Below are 20,923 nucleotides of genomic sequence, written 5' to 3'. Positions count from 1 at the left end.
GCGAAGGGAACCGCCGCATCGGGTGCCGATGCGGCGGTTTGAGTCAAGGCTCAGTTACTCAATCGTTTTACTTGGCAGACAGGCTTTCGCCTTGTGCAGGTTGCTCCTGGGACAGGCTGTAGACATAGGCGGCCAGCAAGTGGACCTTGTCGTTGCCCTGGATCGCTTCCTGGGCAGGCATCTGGCCCTGGCGGCCGTAGCGGATGGTCTGCTGCAGTTGGGCGAAGCTTGAGCCGTAGATGAACGCGGTCGGGTGGGTCAGGTCCGGTGCGCCCATGGCCGGGGTGCCCTTGCCTTCAGGGCCGTGGCAGGCCACGCAGTTGGCGGCAAACAGCTTCTCGCCGTTGGCCGGATCCGCCTTGGCTTCCTGCGGCAGGCTGCGGCCATCGAGGTTGGTCAGCACGAAGGCGGCAACGTCGGCAACGCCTTGTTCGCCAATCACGTCGGCCCAGGCCGGCATTACCCCGTGACGGCCGCCCATGATGGAGGCCTTGATGGTTTCCGGCTCGCCACCCCAGCGCCAGTCCTTGTCGGTGAGGTTAGGGAAGCCGTAGGCACCCTTGGCGTCGGAGCCGTGGCAAACAGCGCAGTTGGAGGCGAACAGACGGCCGCCCATTTTCAGCGCCTGCGGATCCTTGGCCACTTCTTCCACCGGCATGGCGGCGAACTTGGCGAAGATCGGTCCGAACTTGGCGTCGGCCTTGTTCATTTCCTTTTGCCATTCGTTGGTCTGCGTCCAGCCGTCCTCATAGCCCGGCAGGATGCCTTTCCAGTTGCCCAGGCCTGGATAGAGGATCAGGTAGCCGACCGAAAACACCAGGGTGGCGACGAACAGCCAGAACCACCACTTGGGCAGCGGGTTGTCGTACTCCTCGATGCCGTCGAAGCTGTGGCCCATGGTCTGGTCGGTGGTGCCTTTGGTTTCGCCCTTGCGGGTGCCCAGCAGCAGCCAGGTCAGGCCGATCAGGCTACCGATGGTCAGTACGCAGATGTACGTACTCCAGAAGGTGGTCATTGCCCGTTACTCCTCGGTTCGGGTTCGTTGGCGGCAGGTGCCAGGCGGTCGTCGGCAAACGGCAGCAGGCTGGCTTCGGCGAATTCACGGTCACGCCGGCCGTTGAACACCCACAGCGACAGGCCAATGAAGGCGATGGCCACCAGCAGGGTGCCCAGGCCGCGCAATTGGCCGATATCCAGTGTGAAGTCCATGGCCCTTACCTCTTGTTCTTGATCGCGGTGCCGAGCACCTGCAGGTAGGCAACCAGCGCGTCCATTTCGGTCTTGCCCTTGAGCGATTCCACCGCGCCGCTGATGTCGGCATCGGTGTACGGCACGCCGAGGGTGCGCATGGTGCTCAACTTGGTCTCGGTGTGGCTGCTGTCGACCGGGTTGGCGACCAGCCATGGGTAGGCCGGCATCTTCGACTCGGGCACGACGTTGCGCGGGTTGTACAGGTGCGCACGGTGCCAGTCGTCGGAGTAGCGGCCACCGACGCGGGCCAGGTCCGGGCCGGTGCGCTTGGAACCCCAGAGGAACGGGTGGTCCCAGACGCTTTCACCGGCGACCGAGTAGTGGCCATAGCGTTCGGTTTCGGCGCGGAACGGACGGATCATCTGCGAGTGGCACTGCACGCAGCCTTCACGGATGTAGATGTCGCGGCCTTCCAGTTGCAGCGCGGTGTAGGGCTTCATGCCTTCCACTGGCTTGTTGGTGACGTCCTGGAAGAACAGCGGAACGATCTGGGTCAGGCCGCCGATGCTGACGGCAAACACCATCAACAGCACCAGCAGGAAGACGTTCTTCTCGATTACTTCGTGTTTCATCAGGGTCTCCTCAGGCCAGCTGCGCAGCGGCAGGGGCGGTCGCGGCCACCGGGGCACGTACGGTGCGCCAGGTGTTGTAGGCCATCAGCAACATGCCGGTGAGGAAGATCGCCCCGCCGACGAAGCGCACGATGAAGCCTGGGTGGCTGGCCACCAGGGTTTCGACGAAGGAGTAAGTCAGCGTGCCGTCTTCGTTGACTGCGCGCCACATCAGGCCCTGGGCGATGCCGTTGACCCACATCGAGGCGATGTAGAGCACGGTGCCGATGGTCGCCAGCCAGAAGTGCGCGTTGATCAGGCCGAGGCTGTACATCTGCTCGCGGCCAAACACTTTCGGGATCATGTGGTACAGGGCGCCGATCGAGATCATCGCAACCCAGCCAAGGGCGCCGGCGTGTACGTGGCCGATGGTCCAGTCGGTGTAGTGCGACAGGGCGTTGACGGTCTTGATCGCCATCATCGGGCCTTCGAAGGTCGACATGCCGTAGAACGCCAGCGATACCACGAGGAAGCGCAGGATCGGGTCGCTGCGCAGCTTATGCCAGGCACCCGAGAGGGTCATCATGCCGTTGATCATGCCGCCCCAGCTTGGCGCCAGGAGGATCAGCGACATGATCATGCCCAGCGACTGCGCCCAGTCGGGCAGGGCGGTGTAGTGCAGGTGGTGGGGACCTGCCCAGATGTACAGGGTGATCAGCGCCCAGAAGTGCACGATCGACAGGCGATAGGAATACACCGGACGCTCGGCCTGTTTCGGCACGAAGTAATACATCATGCCCAGGAAGCCTGCGGTCAGGAAGAAGCCTACGGCGTTGTGGCCGTACCACCACTGGACCATGGCGTCGGTGGCGCCACCGTACAGCGAGTAGGACTTGGTCAGGCTGACCGGAATTTCCAGGTTGTTGACGATGTGCAGAATTGCCACGGTGATGATGAACGCACCGAAGAACCAGTTACCCACATAAATGTGCTTGGTGGTGCGCTTCATCAGGGTGCCGAAGAACACCACGGCGTAGGCCACCCAGACAATGGTGATCAGGATGTCGATCGGCCATTCCAGTTCGGCGTACTCCTTGGAGCTGGTAAAACCCAGCGGCAGGCTGATGGCAGCCAGCAGGATCACCAATTGCCAGGCCCAGAAGGTGAAAGCCGCCAGGCGTGGCGAGAACAGGGTGGTCTGGCAGGTACGCTGGACCGAATAGTAGGAAGCGGCGAACAGTGCGCAACCACCGAAGGCGAAGATCACCGCGTTAGTGTGCAAGGGTCGCAGGCGGCCGAAGCTGGTCCAGGGGAGGTCGAAGTTGAGCGAAGGCCAGACGAGTTGCGCGGCGAGAAAAACGCCGAGCCCCATCCCGACGATTCCCCACACCACCGTCATAATGGCGAATTGGCGGACCACCTTGTAGTTGTAGGCGGTACTGCTGGTTGTGTTCATGTATGGGTTCCCATCCACGGTTATAGGCAGACTAAACAGCGAGGCAAGCATGAGTAATGGGCAACTGGCCGGTATTGACGGGGATCAATGGGCGCGGCTGGTCAAAAGCCGCGGCTGGCTGTGGAATGCCCCGCAAAATCAGGGGGATGGCCAGCATTCGGGGTGCTTGATCCTGGCCCATGGCGCGGGTGCGCCGATGGACAGCGGGTTCATGGAGGAAATCGCGCAAAGGCTGGCGGAGCAAGGCCTGGGGGTGCTGCGCTTCGAGTTCCCCTACATGGCCCAGCGACGCATCGATGGTGGCAAAAGGCCGCCAAATCCCCAGGCCAAACTGCTCGAATGCTGGCGTGAGGTGTACAGCCAGGTGCGACCATTGGTCACTGGGACGCTCGCGATCGGTGGCAAGTCCATGGGCGGGCGCATGGCCAGTCTCGTGGCCGATGAGTTGGGCGCTGATGCGCTGGTGTGCCTGGGCTATCCGTTCTATGCCGCGGGCAAGCCGGAAAAACCACGGGTGGCGCATTTGGCCGGATTGCAGACACCGACCCTGATTGTTCAGGGCGAGCGCGATGCCCTGGGCAACCGGCAGACGGTGGAAGGTTATGCGCTGTCGTCAGCGATCGAGCTGTGCTGGCTGCAGGCGGGGGATCATGACCTGAAGCCGCTGAAGGCTTCGGGGTTCAGCCATGCCGATCATCTGGCGACGGCGGCGCAGAGGATCACAGGTTTTTTGCACTGATGGTAGGAGCGGGCTCGCCCGCGATTACGGCGGTGTGGCCACTCGCTGATCGCGGGGCAAGCCCGCTCCTACAGCGGCTTAACCGCGATACTCGCACAGGTAAGCCGTATCAACCGCCACCTTGAGCTGGAACTTGCTGTTGGCCGGGACATTGAACTGGCTGCCGGCGCTGAAAGTTTCCCAGTTGTCGCTGTCTGGCAGTTTGACCGTCAACGCGCCCGAGACCACGTGCATGATTTCGCGCTGGGCAGTGCCGAACTCGTATTCACCCGGGGCCATTACGCCAACCGTGGCCGGACCTTCAGCGGTGCCGAAGGCGATCGACTTGACCGTGCCATCAAAGTACTCGTTGACTTTAAACATGGGCGACTCCTGAACAGGGGCTAAAAAGGCAGGCCAGTATGCCCAAGGCCCGCAGCGTCGTCATCCGCTTTCAGGTGCCATTGGCCGGCAGGGTCAGGGGCAGCAGGCGGGCAGTGTTGCGCGCGTCTTCCAGGGCGCGGTGCTGCTGTCCGCTGAACTGCAGGCCGGCCAGTTGCAACGCGCCATTGAGGCCCAGCGGGCGCTGCAACTGGCGGGCCTTGGCGAAGCGTTGCTTGAGGTTGATGTGCGGCAGGGTCTGCAGCAGGCTGGCGAGCTGGTACTGCTGCCACTCCTGCAGCAGTTGCTTGCGGTCGTAATCGCCCCAGCTGACCCAGCCTTGCAGGTGCTTGGCATGATGGCCGAGCCAGCGCTCGAACTGCGCCCAGACCTCGGTGAAGGTGGCCGCAGTGTCGACGTTGGCCTGGCTGATGTGCGTCAGTTCACGGCAGAACGGCGTCAGTTGCGGACGCCGGCGCGGGCGCACGAAACGCTGGAAATGCCCGACTTCACGGCCCTGGCGATCCACCAGGGTCGCGCCGATTTCGATGATTTCCATATCCGTGACCGGCCAGCCGCCATCGTCTGTGGTTGCTTCAAGGTCGATCACCAGCCAATGGCCCATAGTAGGCTCCCATACAAGACTCGATAGAGCGTAGCCAAACTCGGGCGCGGCGGGTATCCCCTGGCGTTTTGCCTGCTGCGCTTGGCATAACCGACAGTTGTGCAACGCCCGGAAAACGCCTAGCTTAGGCGGATTCCGGTTCAAATCCGCAAAGAGTGTGTTGCTTTGAGTTCGACGCCCATGCCACAGGCCGTGCCCTTGCTGTTCATGCTTGCCGCGACCTGGCTGTCGCCCTCAGCCTGGGCAGCAGAGGAAATCGAGGTCAAGGTCGGCGCAGCGCATTTTCCACCCTATACCGTACGGCCCGAGCAGGGCGCCGATACCGGCCTGTTGCCGCAATTGATCGAGGCGCTCAACAACACCCAGCAACGTTATCGCTTCGTCCTTGTGCCGACCTCGATCCCGCGTCGTTTTGGCGACTTCCAGCAGGGGCGCACCGACATGGCGATCTTCGAGAACCCTGAATGGGGCTGGCAGCAGATCCCCCATGAAAGTGTCGACATGGGCCTGGAAGACGCCGAAGTCTTCGTCACCCATCGCCAGTCCGGCCGCGATCAGCACTACTTCAACGACCTCAAGGGCAAGCGCCTGGCGTTGTACAGCGGCTATCACTACGCCTTCGCCAGTTTCAATCCCGACCCCAAGTACCTGGCCGACACCTACAACGCGACCCTGACCTATTCCCATGACAGCAACCTGCTGATGGTTCAGCGTGGCCGCGCCGATATCGCCCTGGTGACCCGTTCTTACCTGAGCGATTTTCTCGTACGTAACCCGCAAAGCGCCGACCAGCTATTGGCCTCCGACCGGGTCGACCAGGTCTACCATCACTACGCACTGCTGCGTCCGGGTGCGCCGATCAGCGCGCCGGCGTTTGCCAGGTTGTTGCAGTCGCTGCGCGACAACGGCGCGATGCTGAAAATCTTCCAGCCCTATCGCATCAGCGTCAGCACGCCCAAGGGCGACTAAATTTGCCTGCACAGGCTACGTTCACCAGGGTGAGCCGATCATTCCTTCCGTGAGCCTCGATCATGCCATTCGATTCCGCTTCGCCGACTTTGTCCTTGCCGCGCTGGCGCAGCCTCAGCGCCGATGAAGGTGATTGCCACCTGAGCCTGGTACTTGAAGGCAGCCCGTTGGTGCGGGTGCGCCTGCAGCGGGGCGAGACCTTGCAGGTGCAGCTTGAAGACTACGCGCGCGACCGCGCGCAGCAAGCCCTGTGGGCTGTCTGTTACTGGTTGTTTGCACGCGACCCTGGTTGTCAGCGCCTGACCTGGCAGCTGCATGAAGCGCCGCAGGACGCCCTGAACAGCGGCTTGCTGGTCAGCACACCGAGCCCGGGCCAGTACCTGTGCGAACGCAGCCTGTTCTGGCAATTGCCACAACCCTGGCTCGGCCAGCCCTTCGCAGGCGTGTACCCGCAGCAGATGCAGCTCAGTGACGGCAAGCGCCATCCCCGCCGCGCACCAAAACCGCGTGGCGAAGTGTATCGGCGCTTCGATGCCCGGCTCGGCGCCTGGATCTCGTTACGTACCCTGGAAATCGATCAGGACCTGGAGCGTTTCAACCGCTGGCAGAACAACCCGCGGGTGCTCAACTTCTGGCAGGAGGGCGGCAGCCTCGAACAGCACCGTGACTACCTGAGCAAGCTCGAAGCCGATCCGCACAGCCTGACCCTGATCGGTAGCTTCGACGACCAGCCGTTCGCCTACTTCGAAGCCTACTGGGCCAAGGAAGACCGCATCGCGCCATTCTATGCGGTGGACGACTACGATCGCGGCATCCACATGCTGGTGGGGGAGGAGCAGCATCGTGGCCCGCACAAGGTCGCCAGCTGGTTGTCAGCGCTGGTCCATTACCTGTTCCTGGACGATCCGCGCACCCAGCGAGTAGTGGCCGAGCCACGTGCCGACAACGGCAAGATGATCGGCTACATGCACGAGCAGTGTTTTCATTGCGAGAAGGAGTTCGACTTTCCGCACAAGCGTGCGGCATTGATGATTCTGGGGCGGGAGCGGTTCTTCGAAGGTTGCAGGTTGCTTTGACCCTCAAGCGCGGCAAGCGGCATCACCACCCACTTGCCGCTTGAAGCTTGAAGCTTGTCGCTCTCAAGCCCTCTGGCTTGAGACTTTCCGACAATGTACCAGGGCATCGCGAATCATGAAGTTGACCAGGGTCGGCGAGACGCCCAGTTCCTTGGCGATGTCTTTTTGTGGCACGCCGTGCAGGCGGTACATTTCGAAGGCGTAGCGGGTGCGCTGGGGCAGGTCGTTGAGCGCCTCGGCAATGTGTTCCAGGGTGGCGAAGTTGATATGCGTGGCTTCTGGCGAAGCCCCCTGGATAACGACGTTCAGGCCTTCCTCTTCGCTGCCGGAGTATTTGAGCTCCATGGCCTGCTTGCGGTAGTGGTCGATGGCCAGGTTGCGCACGATCTGGAACAGGTAGCTGAGCTGGGCCTTGAACGAGGAGGTGATCTGCGGCGCTGCGCTGAGCCGGAAGAAGGCATCCTGGACCACGTCTTCGGCCCGGGAGCGACAGCCGGTAATGCGCGCGGCAATCTTCACGAGGATGCTGCGGTTGTCGACAAACGCCTGGAGTAACGGTGAATCGCACTTACTTGTGGATAGTTGTTCCGCCATGGAAATCACCTTATCTCTAAGAGGGAAGTGGAGCGCTCCAGTTTCGGAGGCTTCCTACGACGTGCGACAAACTATTCGTAATGATAATTATTGTCAAATGCGAAAGTTAATAAGTCTCTATGCTTTTTGGTTCTAAGCTTTTACTTTGTGACCGGCTTCAAACTCCAGATTTTTTCACCTGGCCCGACCGGCTGCGCACGTCTTAATTATTTCCTCCGGCCATCCGTTCCTCTCTGTACATCCTCGGCTCCGGCAAGGCGCAACGCGGTGCCAGTGTGCCCGCCCTGCGCTGGCCGAGACCTGATTTCACGTACAGACTCTGGCAGGAACCCCTCATGACGGACGCCTTCGAACTCCCGGTTACGCTGGTCCAGGCGCTGGTTCAACGTGCTGCGCGCACACCCGACCGGGTTGCCTTGCGCTTTCTGGCCGAAGACCCGCGTGATCAAGCCGTGCTTTCCTATCACGACCTCGATCAGCGGGCGCGGACCATCGCCGCGGCTTTGCAGGCACGTACCGAGGTGGGGGACCGCGCCATCCTGCTGTTCCCCAGTGGCCCGGATTACGTCGCAGCGTTCTTTGCTTGCCTGTATGCCGGGGTGATCGCTGTACCGGCCTATCCGCCAGAGTCATCGCGCCGTCACCACCAGGAGCGCCTGCTGTCGATCATCGACGATGCCGAGCCGCGCCTGCTGCTGACCACCAGCGCCCTGCACGACAGCCTGCAGGCTCTCGAAGTGTTGGCCGGGCCCGGCGCGCCACAACTGCTGGCAGTCGACAGCCTGGCCGCTGAACTGGCCGCAGGCTGGCAGGCGCCGCCCCTGCAGGGCGACGACATCGCCTTTTTGCAGTACACCTCCGGCTCCACCGCATTGCCCAAGGGCGTGCAGGTCAGCCATGGCAACCTGGTAGCCAACGAAGTGCTGATCCGCGAGGGCTTCGGCATCGATGTGAACCCTGATGACGTGATCGTCAGCTGGCTGCCGCTGTACCACGACATGGGCCTGATCGGCGGCCTGCTGCAACCGATCTTCAGTGGCGTGCCCTGCGTGTTGATGGCCCCGGCGTATTTTCTTGCCCGGCCGCAGCGCTGGCTGCAGGCGATCAGCGACCATGGCGGCACCATCAGCGGCGGGCCGGACTTTGCCTATCGCTTGTGCAGCGAACGGGTCAGCGCCGCGGCAATGGCCAGCCTCGACCTGAGTAAATGGCGGGTGGCCTATTCCGGCTCCGAGCCGATCCGCCAGGACAGCCTGCAGGCCTTCGCCGACAAGTTCGCCGCTTGCGGCTTTGTGCCGGAGAATTTTTTTGCCAGCTACGGCCTGGCCGAAGCCACGCTGTTCGTCAGCGGCAGCACCCGCGGCCAAGGTATTGGCGCACTGGAGCTTGATCGCCAGGCGCTGGCGCGCAACAGCGCCGAAGCGGGCCGGGGCACGGTGCAGATGAGTTGCGGGCGCAGCCAGCCGCTGCATGCGGTGCAGATCGTCGAGCCACACGCGCTGGCACCGCTGGCCGACAACCAGGTCGGTGAAATCTGGGCCACTGGCCCGAGCATCGCCAAGGGCTACTGGCGCAACCCCGAAGCCTCGGCGCGCACCTTTGTCGAGCAGGGCGGGCGGACCTGGTTGCGCACCGGTGACCTGGGCTTCTTGCGCGATGGCGAGCTGTTCGTCACCGGTCGGCTCAAGGACTTGCTGATCGTACGCGGCCACAACCTCTACCCGCAGGACCTGGAAAAGACCCTGGAGCGTGAAGTCGAGGTGCTGCGCAAAGGCCGGGTGGCGGTGTTCGCGGTCGATGACTGCGGCGAGGAGGGCATCGGCGTGGCCGTCGAGGTCAGCCGCAACGTACAGAAAATCATCACCCCTGCGAGCCTGATCAAGACCCTGCGCCAGGTGATCGCCGATGCCTGCCAGCAGGCGCCGGCGGTGGTCCTGCTGCTCAACCCTGGCGCCTTGCCGAAGACCTCCAGCGGCAAGCTGCAGCGCTCGGCCTGCCGCTTGCGCATGGACGATGGCAGTCTCGATTGCTACGCGCGTTTCCCCGACCCGCAAGCAGCAGCGGTGGCTGATCAGGCGGTTGCGGCGACCAGTATGCAAGCCCGGGTTGCCCGCCTGTGGGGCCAATTGCTGGGCCTTGAGCAGATCGCCGCAGACGATCACTTCTTCCTGCTTGGCGGCAACTCCATCGCCGCCACCCAGGCCTGCGCGCACCTGGCCGATGAGTTGGGCATTGAACTGGGTGTGCGGGTGCTGTTCGAAGCGCCGACCCTGGCCGGCTTCAGCGCGGCAGTGGCGGCGTTGCAACACGATGGCGGTGTCGCCCGTGGCGCCATCAGCCGTCTCGACCGCGCCCAGGCGCTGCCGCAGTCACTGGCACAAAACCGCCTGTGGCTGACCTGGCAACTGCAGCCGCACAGTGCGGCGTACAACATTCCCGGCGCCCTGCGCCTGCGCGGCGAGCTGGACGAAGCGGCGCTGCAGGCCAGCTTCCAGGCCCTGGTCGCGCGGCACGAAGCCTTGCGCACGGTGTTTGCCGAGGAAGACGGCCAGGCCTTGCAGCGCATCCTGCCGAGCCAGGTGTTCAACCTACAGCGCCTGGACCTGTCTGCCGCCAGCAGCCAGGACGTATTGGCGCAGCGCGAAGCTGAAGCCATGCAGCCCTTCGACCTGCAACAAGGCCCGCTGCTGCGCGTGACCCTGGTGCGGCTGGACAGCGAAGACCATCAGCTGTGGGTGACCCTGCACCACATCATCGCCGATGGTTGGTCGATGAATATCCTCATTGATGAGTTCTCGCGCCTGTACGCCGCCCATTGCCAGGGCCAGCAGGCCCGGCTGCCGGCCTTGAGCCTGGGCTACGCCGACTACGGCAGTTGGCAGCGCCAGTGGCTTGCCGAGGGTGAAAGTGCCCGGCAACTGGCGTACTGGAAGGAACGGCTTGGTGAGCAGCACGCGGTGCTGGACCTGGCCACCGACCACCCGCGCGCCAATCGCCAAAGCAACGCCGCCGCGCGCCTGAGCGTGCGCCTGCAGCCGACCCTGGCCGAAGCCTTGCGCAGCCTGGCCCGTGATCATGACGCAACGCTGTTCATGGTGTTGCTGGCCGGCTTTCAGAGCCTGCTGCACCGCTACAGCGGGCAGACCGACATCCGTGTCGGGGTGCCCAACGCCAACCGCCCGCGCCTGGAAACCCAGGGCCTGGTGGGCTTTTTCATCAACACCCAGGTGCTGCGCGCCGAGCTTGACTCACGCCTGCCGTTCAACCAGCTGTTGGCCCAGGTGCGCGAGCGCAGCCTGGAGGCCCAGGCGCATCAGGACCTGCCGTTCGAGCAACTGCTCGAAGCCTTCCCGCAAACGCGCGAGCAGGGCCTGTTCCAGGTCATGTTCAACCACCAGCAGCGTGACCTCAGCGCCCTGCGTCGGCTTCCCGGGCTGCTGGCCGATGAGCTGCCGTGGCACAGCCGCGAGGCCAAGTTCGACCTGCAACTGCACAGTGAAGAAGACCATCAGGGCCGCCTGAGCCTGTCGTTCGACTATGCCGACGAGCTGTTCGATGCCGCGACCGTGGCGCGCATCAGCGCCCAACTGGTCGGCTTGCTGGAGCAAGTCTGCGCGCAACCACAGGTCGCCATCGGTGCGCTGCAACTGCTGGACGCCGATGGCCGTGCGCAATTGCTCGCCTGGGGCCAGGCGCCGGCGGCGCCGGCACAACAGTGGTTAGTTGAGCAGCTCAACGAACAAGCCCGCCAGACTCCGGAACGCACCGCCCTGGTGTGGCAAGGCGGCAGCCTCGATTACGCCAGCCTGCATCAGCAGGCCAACCGCCTGGCCCATTACCTGCGCGACAAGGGCGTTGGCCCGGATGTGTGCGTGGCTATCGCCGCCGAGCGTTCGCCGCAACTGCTGATCGGCCTGCTGGCCATCCTCAAGGCCGGGGGGGCCTATGTGCCGCTGGATGTCGATTACCCTGCAGAACGCCTGGCCTACATGCTCGCCGACAGTGGTGCCAGCCTGCTGCTGAGCCACAGCGACGTGCTCGAGCGCCTGAGCCTGCCCGCAGATGTCAGCGCCATCGCCATGGACCGCCTCAAGCTCGACAGCTGGCCGTGCCAGCCACCGGGCCTGCACCTGCACGGCGACAACCTTGCCTATGTGATCTACACCTCCGGCTCCACCGGCCAGCCCAAGGGCGTCGGCAATACCCACGCGGCACTTGCCGAGCGCCTGCAGTGGATGCAGGACAGCTATCAACTCAATGACAGCGACGTGCTGATGCAGAAGGCGCCGATCAGCTTCGACGTGTCGGTGTGGGAATGCTTCTGGCCGCTGGTCAACGGTTGCCAACTGGTGCTGGCCGGCCCCGGCGAGCACCGTGACCCGCAGCGTATCGCCGAGCTGGTGCGCGAGCATGGCGTGACCACCTTGCACTTCGTCCCGGCCTTGCTCCAGGTGTTTGTCCAGGAGCCGTTGGCGGCACAGTGCAGCAGCCTGCGCCGGTTGTTCTCTGGCGGTGAGGCGCTGTCGGCCAGCCTGCGTGAGCGGGTGCTGCAGGTATTGCCGCAGGTGGCCCTGCACAACCGTTACGGCCCGACCGAAACCGCCATCAACGTTACCCACTGGCCGTGCAGCGCTGCCGACGGTACGCGTTCGCCGATCGGCCGGCCGCTGGCTAACGTACTGTGTAGGGTGCTCGACGATGAACTCGAACTTACCTCGCCCGGCGTGCCGGGTGAACTGTACCTGGGCGGCGTCGGTCTGGCCCGGGGTTACCTGGGACGCGCGGGACTGACCGCCGAACGTTTCGTGCCGCAGCCCGATGGCGACGGCCAGCGCCTGTACCGCAGTGGTGACCGGGCGCGCTGGCTGGCTGACCTGGGGGCGCTGGAGTACCTGGGCCGCCTTGATCAGCAGGTCAAGCTGCGCGGTTTTCGGGTCGAGCCCGAAGAGGTCGAGGCTTGCCTGCTTAAGCAGCCCGGCGTCGAGCAGGCGCTGGTGATGATTCGCGACACCCCTGCCGGCCCGCAACTGGTCGGCTACTACAGCGGTATCGACGCGAGCGGGCAGATGCTGGCCGCCCTGGCCGAGCAATTGCCTGCCTATATGGTCCCGGCGCAACTGGTTCACCTGGCGCAGATGCCGCTGGGCCCGAGCGGCAAGATCGAGCGCAAGGCCTTGCCCGAGCCGCAATGGCAATCGCGTGAACACATCGAGCCGGGCAGTGCCCTGCAGCAGCAGATCGCCGCGATCTGGCGCGAGGTGCTGGGCATCCCGCGGGTTGGCCTGCAGGATGACTTCTTCGCCCTCGGTGGCCACTCGTTGCTGGCCACCCAGATCATTTCCCGTACCCGCCAGGCCTGCAACGTCGAGTTGCCGCTGCGCACGCTGTTCGAGGCCAGCGAACTGGGGGCCTTTGCCGCTGCGGTTGAGGCGATCCAGCACAGTGGCGCGCGCAACCTGCAGGGCGAAATCCAGCGCATCGACCGTCGCCAGGCGGTGCCGCTGTCCTACTCCCAGCAGCGTATGTGGTTCCTCTGGCAGATGGAACCCGACAGCCCGGCCTATAACGTCGGCGGCATGGCGCGCCTGAGCGGGGTGCTGGATGTCAGCCGCTTCGAGCAGGCGTTGCAGGCACTGATCGTGCGCCACGAAACCCTGCGCACCACCTTCCCGAGCATCGACGGCGTGCCGTACCAGTGCGTGGCCGAAGACAGCAACCTGCAGATGAGCTGGCTGGATTTTTCCAGTTATGGCGTGGTGGATCGCCAGCAACGCCTGCAGGCCTTTGCCGATGAGCAGGCGCACCAGCCGTTTGACCTGGAGCGCGGGCCGCTGCTGCGCGCCTGCCTGGTCAAGGCCGGCGAGCGTGAGCACTACTTCGTCCTGACGTTGCACCACATCGTCACCGAAGGCTGGGCCATGGACATCTTTGCCCGCGAGCTGGGCGAGCTGTACGAGGCCTTTGTCGACGAGCGCGAATCGCCGCTGCCCCCCTTGCCGGTGCAGTACCTGGACTACAGCGCATGGCAGCGCCAGTGGCTGGAGAGCGGCGAGCGTCAGCGCCAGCTCGACTACTGGCAGGCCAAGCTGGGCGATGAGCACCCAGTGCTGGAACTGCCTGCCGACCGCCCGCGTCCGACGGTGCAAAGCCACCGTGGCGAGCTCTATCGTTTCGACCTGAGCCCGGAGCTGGTGGCGCGGGTGCGTGCCTTCAATGCCGAGCGCGGTCTGACCCTGTTCATGACCATGACCGCCACCCTGGCGGCGCTGCTGTACCGCTACAGCGGCCAGAGCGACCTGCGCATCGGCGCGCCGGTGGCCAACCGCATTCGTCCGGAAAGCGAAGGCCTGATCGGCGCCTTCCTCAACACCCAGGTGCTGCGTTGCCAGCTCGACGGGCAGATGCGCGTTAGCGAGCTGATCGAGCAGGTACGCCAGACCGTGATCGATGGCCAGTCCCATCAGGACCTGCCTTTCGATCAATTGGTCGAGGCCCTGCAGCCGCCCCGCAGCAGTGCCTACAACCCGCTGTTCCAGGTGATGTGCAACGTCCAGCGCTGGGAGTTCCAGCAAAGCCGCGAGCTTGCCGGCATGCAGGTCGAGTACCTGGTCAACGACGCCCGTGCGACCAAGTTCGACCTCAACCTGGAAGTCACCGACCTCGACCGCCGCCTGGGTTGCTGCCTGACTTACAGCCGCGACCTGTTCGACGAACCACGCATCGCACAAATGGCCGGCCACTGGCAGAACCTGCTGGTGGCGCTGCTGGGTGATCCCGAGCAGCGCCTGGGCGAGTTGCCGTTGCTGGCGGCGGTCGAGCAACAGGCGTTGTGCGACTCGCTCAAGGGTGACAACAGCCTGGCGCTGGATCAGACCCTTGAGCAGCTGTTCAGCGAACAAGCTGCGCGCCAGCCCGAGGCCCTGGCCCTGACCTTTGCCGGTCAGCACCTGAGCTATGCCGAGCTCGATGCTCGCGCTAACCAGTTGGCCCGGGTGCTGCGCGAGCGCGGCGTCGGCCCGCAGGTGCGTGTCGGCCTGGCCCTGGAGCGTTCGCTGGAACTGGTGGTGGGCTTGCTGGCAATCCTCAAGGCTGGCGGCGCCTATGTGCCGCTCGACCCTGAGTACCCGCTGGAGCGCCTGCACTACATGATCGAGGACAGCGGCATCGCCCTGTTGCTGGGCCAGCGGGCACTGTTCGAAGCCCTCGGCGAGTTGCCGGCCAAGGTCGGCCGCTGGTGCCTGGAAGACGACCGTGACGGCCTCGCCGCGTATAGCCGCGAAGCCTTGCCGTCGCTGACCCTGCCGGCCCATCAGGCCTACCTGATCTACACCTCCGGCTCCACCGGCAAGCCCAAAGGCGTGGTGGTCAGCCACGGTGAAATCGCCATGCACTGCCAGGCGGTGATCGAGCGCTTCGGCATGCGCAGCGACGACTGTGAGCTGCATTTTTACTCGATCAATTTCGACGCGGCCAGTGAGCGCCTGCTGGTGCCGCTGCTCTGTGGCGCGCGGGTAGTGCTGCGTGCCCAGGGGCAGTGGGGCGCGGAAGAAATCTGCACGCTGATCCGCGAGCAGCAGGTATCGATCCTTGGCTTTACCCCAAGTTACGGCAGCCAGCTGGCGCAATGGCTGGCCAGCCGCAACGAAGCGCTGCCGGTGCGCCTGGTGATCACCGGCGGTGAAGCGCTGACCGGCGAGCACTTGCAGCGCATTCGCCAGGCCTTCACCCCGCAGCAGTTTTTCAACGCCTATGGCCCGACCGAAACCGTGGTCATGCCCCTGGCGTGCCTGGCCCCCGCGCAACTGGAAGCCGGCGCCGCTAGCGTGCCGATCGGCAGCGTGGTCGGTGCGCGCACCGCGTATATCCTCGATGCCGACCTGGCCCTGTTGCCGCAAGGCGGCATTGGCGAGCTGTACGTCGGTGGCACGTGCCTGGCCCAGGGTTACCACGAGCGCCCGGGCTTGAGCGCCGAGCGTTTTGTTGCCGATCCGTTCAGCGCCAATGGCGGGCGCCTGTACCGTACCGGCGACCTGGTGCGCCAGGGTGCTGACGGGCTGGTGGAGTATGTCGGTCGAATCGACCATCAGGTGAAGATTCGCGGCTTTCGTATCGAGCTGGGCGAGATCGAAACCCGCCTGCTCGAACACCCGGCGGTGCGCGAAGCCGTGGTGCTGGCCTTGGACATGCCCGGGGGCAAACAACTGGCGGGTTATCTTGTCTGCGACCAGGCCCTGGCGGATGCCACCGAACAGGCCGCGCTGCGTGATGCACTGAAGGCGCAGCTGCGCCTGCAACTGCCGGACTATATGGTGCCGACTCACCTGGTACTGCTTGAACAGCTGCCGCTGATGGGCAATGGCAAGCTCGACCGCCGCGCCTTGCCGGCGCCGGACCTTGAGCAGGGCCGCCAACGATATGAAGCGCCGCGCAGCGAGCTGGAGCAGCAACTGGCGACGATCTGGCGCGAGGTACTGAACGTTCAGCAGGTTGGCCTGCAGGATAACTTCTTCGAACTGGGCGGTGACTCGATCCTGTCGATCCAGGTGGTCAGCCGTGGGCGTCAGGCCGGGCTGCATTTTACCCCGCGCGATCTGTTCCAGCACCAGACCATCCAGACCCTGGCGACCGTGGTCAGCCGCAGCGAAACCAGCCAGATCGATCAGGGCCCGCTGAGCGGCCGCGCGGCGTTGACGCCGATCCAGCACTGGTTCTTCGACAGCGATGTGCCGCACCCTCAGCACTGGAACCAGGCGGTATTGCTGGCACCCGCCGAGCGTGTGCACGGCAAGCCCCTGGAGCAGGCCTTGCAGCAGTTGCTTCAGCAGCATGATGCCTTGCGCCTGCGCTTCACCCAGGCAGGTGGTCAGTGGCACGGTGAATACGCCCAGGCCGACCAGCGCGAGTTGCTCTGGCAGGCCTCGGTAGCCGACCTGGGCGACTGCCAGGGGCTGTACAGCGATGTCCAGCGCAGCCTCGACCTGGCAGAGGGGCCGCTACTGCGCGCCTTGCTGGTCGAAGACGGCGAGGGCCGCCAGCGCCTGTTGCTGGCGATCCATCATCTGGTGGTCGATGGTGTGTCGTGGCGGGTGTTGCTGGAAGACCTGCAAGCGCTGTACCGCGGTCAGCCGCTGGCGGCCAAGACCCGCGCCATGAGCGACTGGGCGGCGCGCCTGCTGGCTTATGCCGGCAGCGACTCGCTGCGTGACGAGCAAAGCTGGTGGCAAGCGCAACTGAGCCGCGCCAGCCGCGAACTGCCCTGCGATCACCCGCAGGGGGCGAACCTGCACCAGCAGGCGCAGACCCTCAGCGTCCAGTTGGACGCGACCCATACCCGGCAATTGCTGCAGGAAGCGCCCGCTGCTTATCACACCCAGGTCAACGACCTGCTGCTGACCGCCCTGGCTCGCGTGCTGTGCCGCTGGAGCGGCGACAGCTCGGTGTTGGTGCAACTGGAAGGCCACGGTCGGGAGAACCTGTTCGAAGACATGGACCTGACCCGCAGCGTCGGCTGGTTCACCAGTGCCTATCCGCTGAGCCTGAGCCCGCATAACGTCGAAGAGGCGGCTGGGCAGGGCGCTTCGATCAAGGCCATCAAGGAGCAATTGCGCACGGTGCCGCACAAGGGCCTGGGCTACGGTGTGCTGCGCTACCTGGCCGATGCGCCGGTGCGCGAAGCCATGGCCGCGTTGCCCCAGGCGCGGATCACCTTCAACTACCTGGGCCAGTTCGACCAGCAGTTCCAGGCCGGCGCGCTGTACCAGCCGGTGGATGAAAGCGTCGGGCTTGCCCATGCGCTGGAGGCGCCGCTGCCCAACTGGCTGAGCGTCGATGGCCAGGTGTACGGTGGTGAGTTGCAGTTGCGCTGGACCTTCAGCCGTGAGCGCTATGACCAGGAAACCATCGAAACCCTGGTCGAAGCCTACCGGCTCGAACTGATTGCCCTGATCGAGCATTGCCTGGCGCCGGGCACTGGCAGCTTCACGCCATCGGACTTCCCGCTGGCGCAATTGAGCCAGGAGCAGATCGATGCCTTGCCGGTCGCCGCTGCACAAATCGACGACGTCTATCCGCTGACGCCGATGCAGGAGGGCCTGCTGCTGCATACTCTGCTGGAGCCGGGCACCGGCATCTACTACATGCAGGACCGCTACCGGATCAACAGCGCGCTGGACCCGCAGCGCTTTGCCCAGGCCTGGCAAGCGGTGGTTGGCCGTCACGAAGCCTTGCGCGCCTCGTTCTGCTGGAACGCCGGCGAGGCCATGCTACAGATCATTCACAAACCGGGGGCGACGGCGGTCGACTATCAAGACTGGTCGGGTATCCCTGAAGCTGAACAGGAAGCGCGCCTGCAGGCATTGCACAAGCACGAGCGCGAGGCCGGTTTCGACCTGCTTCAGCAGGCGCCGTTCCACCTGCGCCTGGTGCGGGTGGGCGAGGACCGCTACTGGTTCATGATGAGCAACCACCACATCCTCATCGATGCCTGGTGCCGTTCGCTGCTGATGAATGACTTCTTCGAGATCTACCTGGCCCTGGGCGAGGGCCGTCAGGCGCAACTGCCGGTGCCGCCGCGCTACCGCGACTACATCAGCTGGCTGCAGCACCAGAACCTGGACGAGGCGCGCCAGTGGTGGCGCAACAACCTCGAAGGTTTCGAGCGCAGCACCGCGGTGCCCAGCGACCGGCCATTGCTGCGTGACCATGCGGTGGAAAATGCCGGAATGGTCGTCGGCGATTGCTACACGCGCCTCGATGCCACCGATGGCGCCCGCTTGCGCGAGCTGGCCCAGGCTCATCAGCTGACCATCAACACCTTTGCCCAAGCCGCCTGGGCGCTGGTGCTGAGCCGCTACAGCGGCGAGCGCGACGTGGTCTTCGGCGTCACCGTGGCGGGCCGGCCGGTGAGCATGCCGCAGATGCAGCGTACGGTCGGGCTGTTCATCAACAGTATCGCCCTGCGGGTAAAACTGCCGGCCGCGGGCGAGCGCTGCAGCGTGCGCCAGTGGCTGCAAGGCCTGCTGGAACGCAACATGGAACTGCGCGAGTACGAGTACCTGCCGCTGGTGAGCATCCAGGAATGCAGCGAACTGCCCAAGGGCCAGCCGCTGTTTGACAGCCTGTTCGTGTTCGAGAACGCGCCGGTGGAGGTTGCCGTACTCGATCGCGCGCAAAGCCTCAACGCCAGTTCCGATTCCGGGCGCACCCACACCAACTTCCCGTTGACCGCCGTCTGCTACCCGGGCGATGACCTCGGCCTGCATTTGTCGTTCGACCAGCGCTACTTCGACACTGCCACGGTCGAGCGCTTGCTCGCCGAATTCAAGCGCCTGCTGCTGGCCCTGGCCGACGGCTTCCAGGGCGAGGTCAGCGAGTTGCCATTACTCGGTGAAGCCGAGCGCAGCTTCTTGCTCGACGACTGCAACCGCAGCGAGCAGGCCTACAGCCTTGAGCAAAGCTACGTCGAACTGTTTGAGGCGCGGGTCGCCGCGCATCCGCAACGCACTGCCGCGCGCTGCCTGGAACACTCGCTGAGTTACTTCGAGCTCAACCGCCAGGCCAACCGCCTGGGCCATGCGCTGGTGGCCGCCGGCGTGGCAATCGATCAGCCTGTGGCGCTGCTGGCCGAACGCGACCTGCCGCTGCTGGGCATGATCGTCGGCAGTTTCAAGGCCGGCGCCGGCTATCTGCCGCTGGACCCTGGCCTGCCGGGTGCACGCCTGCAGCGGATCATCGAACTCAGTCGTACCCCGGTGCTGGTGTGCAGCGCAGCCTGTGCCGAGCAGGGCCGTGCTCTGCTTGATGAGCTCAGCTGTGCCGGGCGGCCGAAGTTGCTGGTCTGGGAGCAGGTCCAGGCAGTCGCCGGGCCGGATGCTAATCCAGGTATCTACAGCGGGCCGGACAACCTTGCCTATGTGATCTATACCTCAGGCTCCACCGGCCTGCCCAAGGGGGTGATGGTCGAGCAGCGCGGCATGCTCAACAACCAGTTGAGCAAGGTGCCGTACCTGCAACTGGACGAGCAGGATGTGATTGCCCAGACCGCCTCGCAAAGTTTCGATATCTCGGTCTGGCAGTTCCTCGCCGCACCGCTGTTCGGGGCCCAGGTAGCCATCGTGCCGAACGCCATTGCCCACGACCCGCAAGGGTTGCTGGAACACGTGCAGGCTACCGGCATTACCGTACTGGAAAGCGTGCCGTCGCTGATCCAGGGCATGCTCGCCAGCGAGCAGCAACAGCTCGATGGCTTGCGCTGGATGCTGCCGACCGGTGAGGCGATGCCGCCGGAGCTGGCTTGGCAGTGGCTGCAGCGCTACCCGCACATCGGCCTGGTCAATGCCTATGGCCCGGCCGAGTGTTCCGATGACGTGGCGTTCTTCCGCGTCGATGCTGCCTCGACCCGTGGCAGTTACCTGCCAATCGGTACGCCGACCGACAACAACCGCCTGTACCTGATAGGCGACGATCAGCAACTGGTGCCGCTGGGCGCCGTCGGTGAGTTGTGTGTGGCCGGTACCGGTGTCGGCCGTGGTTATGTCGGCGACCCGCTGCGCACTGCGCAAGCCTTCATCCCGCACCCGTTCGGCGCACCGGGCGAGCGCCTGTATCGCAGCGGCGACCTGGCGCGCCGGCGGCCTGACGGCGTGCTCGAATACGTCGGCCGTATCGACCATCAGGTGAAGATCCGCGGCTACCGCATCGAGCTGGGCGAGATCGAAGCGCGCCTGCATGAGCAAAGCGCGATTCGCGATGCGGCGGTCGGCGTGCAGGACGGGGTCAATGGCAAGCACCTGGTCGGCTATCTGGTGGCCAGCACTGCGGGTGTCGATACCAGCGTGCTGCTGGAGCAAGTCAAGCAGCGCCTGCGTGCCGAGTTGCCGGAGTACATGGTGCCGCTGCACTGGGCCTGGCTCCAGCAACTGCCGCTCAATGCCAACGGCAAGCTCGACCGCAAGGCCTTGCCGGCCATCGACATCGGCGCCCAGCACAGCCAGGCCTACCTGGCGCCGCGCAGCGAACTGGAGAGCACCCTGGCCGGGATCTGGGCCGAGGTGCTCAAGGCCGAGCGGGTCGGGGTGCGCGACAACTTCTTCGAGTTGGGCGGGCATTCGCTGCTGGCCACCCAGATCGCCTCGCGGGTGCAAAAGGTGCTGCAACTGAACGTGCCGCTGCGGGCGATGTTCGAGTGCAGCACGGTCGAGGAGCTGGCAACCTATGTCCAGAGCCTGAAGGCCAGTGAGCTGAGCGATGACAAGGTCGACCGTCTCAGTGACCTGATGGCTGAACTGGAAGCGCTGTAGGGCT

General features: G+C 64.5%; 11 protein-coding genes. 4 read left to right on the top strand and 7 right to left on the bottom strand.

All coding sequences use genetic code 11. The features are described 5' to 3' along the window. Positions 1 to 67: 67 nt before the first annotated feature. From ccoP to ccoN, 4 genes are read right to left on the bottom strand one after another with little or no spacing between them, the layout of a single operon-like run. Positions 68 to 1,015: a cytochrome-c oxidase, cbb3-type subunit III gene (gene ccoP / locus JYG36_RS18945; RefSeq protein WP_093385416.1), complete on the bottom strand. Its 948-nt coding sequence runs from the start codon at positions 1,013 to 1,015 to the stop codon at positions 68 to 70. Beyond that, positions 1,012 to 1,209, bottom strand: a complete 198-nt coding sequence (locus JYG36_RS18940; protein WP_010225988.1) for a cbb3-type cytochrome oxidase subunit 3 — start codon at positions 1,207 to 1,209, stop codon at positions 1,012 to 1,014. The genes ccoP and JYG36_RS18940 overlap by 4 nt, the downstream gene beginning before the upstream one ends. A 5-nt stretch (positions 1,210 to 1,214) precedes the next feature. Beyond that, positions 1,215 to 1,823 (bottom strand): cytochrome-c oxidase, cbb3-type subunit II, encoded by a 609-nt coding sequence (ccoO, locus tag JYG36_RS18935; protein WP_038996265.1) that lies wholly within the window; start codon positions 1,821 to 1,823, stop codon positions 1,215 to 1,217. Between the two features lie 10 nt (positions 1,824 to 1,833). Then, positions 1,834 to 3,258 carry a cytochrome-c oxidase, cbb3-type subunit I gene (ccoN, locus tag JYG36_RS18930; RefSeq protein ID WP_213602021.1) on the bottom strand — a complete coding sequence of 475 codons (1,425 nt, stop codon included), beginning with the start codon at positions 3,256 to 3,258 and terminating at the stop codon, positions 1,834 to 1,836. 49 nt (positions 3,259 to 3,307) lie between these two features. Here ccoN and JYG36_RS18925 point away from each other — a divergent pair, with 49 nt between their 5' ends. After that, on the top strand, positions 3,308 to 3,997 hold the full coding sequence (locus tag JYG36_RS18925; protein ID WP_093385412.1) for an alpha/beta family hydrolase: 690 nt from the start codon (positions 3,308 to 3,310) through the stop codon (positions 3,995 to 3,997). A gap of 78 nt (positions 3,998 to 4,075) precedes the next feature. Here the strand turns inward: JYG36_RS18925 and ppnP are convergent, their stop codons facing one another. After that, positions 4,076 to 4,360, bottom strand: coding sequence for a pyrimidine/purine nucleoside phosphorylase (gene ppnP, locus JYG36_RS18920; protein ID WP_010225980.1), 285 nt, complete (start codon positions 4,358 to 4,360; stop codon positions 4,076 to 4,078). 70 nt (positions 4,361 to 4,430) lie between these two features. Next, complete coding sequence (locus JYG36_RS18915) at positions 4,431 to 4,982, bottom strand: 3'-5' exonuclease (RefSeq protein ID WP_195883411.1); 552 nt, start codon at positions 4,980 to 4,982, stop codon at positions 4,431 to 4,433. Positions 4,983 to 5,189: 207 nt separating this feature from the next. Here JYG36_RS18915 and JYG36_RS18910 point away from each other — a divergent pair, with 207 nt between their 5' ends. Together JYG36_RS18910 and JYG36_RS18905 are read left to right on the top strand one after the other, a co-directional pair. Further along, positions 5,190 to 5,951 (top strand): substrate-binding periplasmic protein, encoded by a 762-nt coding sequence (locus tag JYG36_RS18910; RefSeq protein ID WP_045200574.1) that lies wholly within the window; start codon positions 5,190 to 5,192, stop codon positions 5,949 to 5,951. A gap of 62 nt (positions 5,952 to 6,013) precedes the next feature. Next, positions 6,014 to 7,027 (top strand): GNAT family N-acetyltransferase, encoded by a 1,014-nt coding sequence (locus JYG36_RS18905; protein ID WP_045200484.1) that lies wholly within the window; start codon positions 6,014 to 6,016, stop codon positions 7,025 to 7,027. A 63-nt stretch (positions 7,028 to 7,090) separates the two neighbouring features. Here JYG36_RS18905 and JYG36_RS18900 read toward each other — a convergent pair whose 3' ends face one another. Next, positions 7,091 to 7,621 (bottom strand): RNA polymerase factor sigma-70, encoded by a 531-nt coding sequence (locus JYG36_RS18900; RefSeq protein WP_093385407.1) that lies wholly within the window; start codon positions 7,619 to 7,621, stop codon positions 7,091 to 7,093. Positions 7,622 to 7,956: 335 nt separating this feature from the next. On the opposite strand from JYG36_RS18900, the gene JYG36_RS18895 reads away from it, so the two are divergent. Further along, a complete protein-coding gene (locus JYG36_RS18895; RefSeq protein WP_213602019.1) occupies positions 7,957 to 20,919 on the top strand; it encodes a non-ribosomal peptide synthetase in 12,963 nt (4,320 codons plus the stop codon). Positions 20,920 to 20,923 lie beyond the last annotated feature (4 nt).

Origin of the sequence: Pseudomonas sp. SORT22 (assembly GCF_018417635.1) — a bacterium.
In the GTDB taxonomy this organism is placed as follows: domain Bacteria; phylum Pseudomonadota; class Gammaproteobacteria; order Pseudomonadales; family Pseudomonadaceae; genus Aquipseudomonas.
Note: the sequence above shows the minus strand (reverse complement) of the source record. Positions and strands in the feature narration are given on the sequence as shown.

Excerpts from the sequence above, each read along its gene's own strand:
- JYG36_RS18925 (WP_093385412.1), top strand. The coding sequence starts at position 3,308 with ATGAGTAATGGGCAACTGGCCGGTATTGACGGGGATCAATGGGCGCGG.
- ccoP (WP_093385416.1), bottom strand. The coding sequence starts at position 1,015 with ATGACCACCTTCTGGAGTACGTACATCTGCGTACTGACCATCGGTAGC.
- JYG36_RS18895 (WP_213602019.1), top strand. The coding sequence starts at position 7,957 with ATGACGGACGCCTTCGAACTCCCGGTTACGCTGGTCCAGGCGCTGGTT.
- JYG36_RS18915 (WP_195883411.1), bottom strand. The coding sequence starts at position 4,982 with ATGGGCCATTGGCTGGTGATCGACCTTGAAGCAACCACAGACGATGGC.
- ccoO (WP_038996265.1), bottom strand. The coding sequence starts at position 1,823 with ATGAAACACGAAGTAATCGAGAAGAACGTCTTCCTGCTGGTGCTGTTG.
- JYG36_RS18905 (WP_045200484.1), top strand. The coding sequence starts at position 6,014 with ATGCCATTCGATTCCGCTTCGCCGACTTTGTCCTTGCCGCGCTGGCGC.
- ccoN (WP_213602021.1), bottom strand. The coding sequence starts at position 3,258 with ATGAACACAACCAGCAGTACCGCCTACAACTACAAGGTGGTCCGCCAA.
- JYG36_RS18910 (WP_045200574.1), top strand. The coding sequence starts at position 5,190 with ATGCTTGCCGCGACCTGGCTGTCGCCCTCAGCCTGGGCAGCAGAGGAA.
- JYG36_RS18940 (WP_010225988.1), bottom strand. The coding sequence starts at position 1,209 with ATGGACTTCACACTGGATATCGGCCAATTGCGCGGCCTGGGCACCCTG.
- ppnP (WP_010225980.1), bottom strand. The coding sequence starts at position 4,360 with ATGTTTAAAGTCAACGAGTACTTTGATGGCACGGTCAAGTCGATCGCC.
- JYG36_RS18900 (WP_093385407.1), bottom strand. The coding sequence starts at position 7,621 with ATGGCGGAACAACTATCCACAAGTAAGTGCGATTCACCGTTACTCCAG.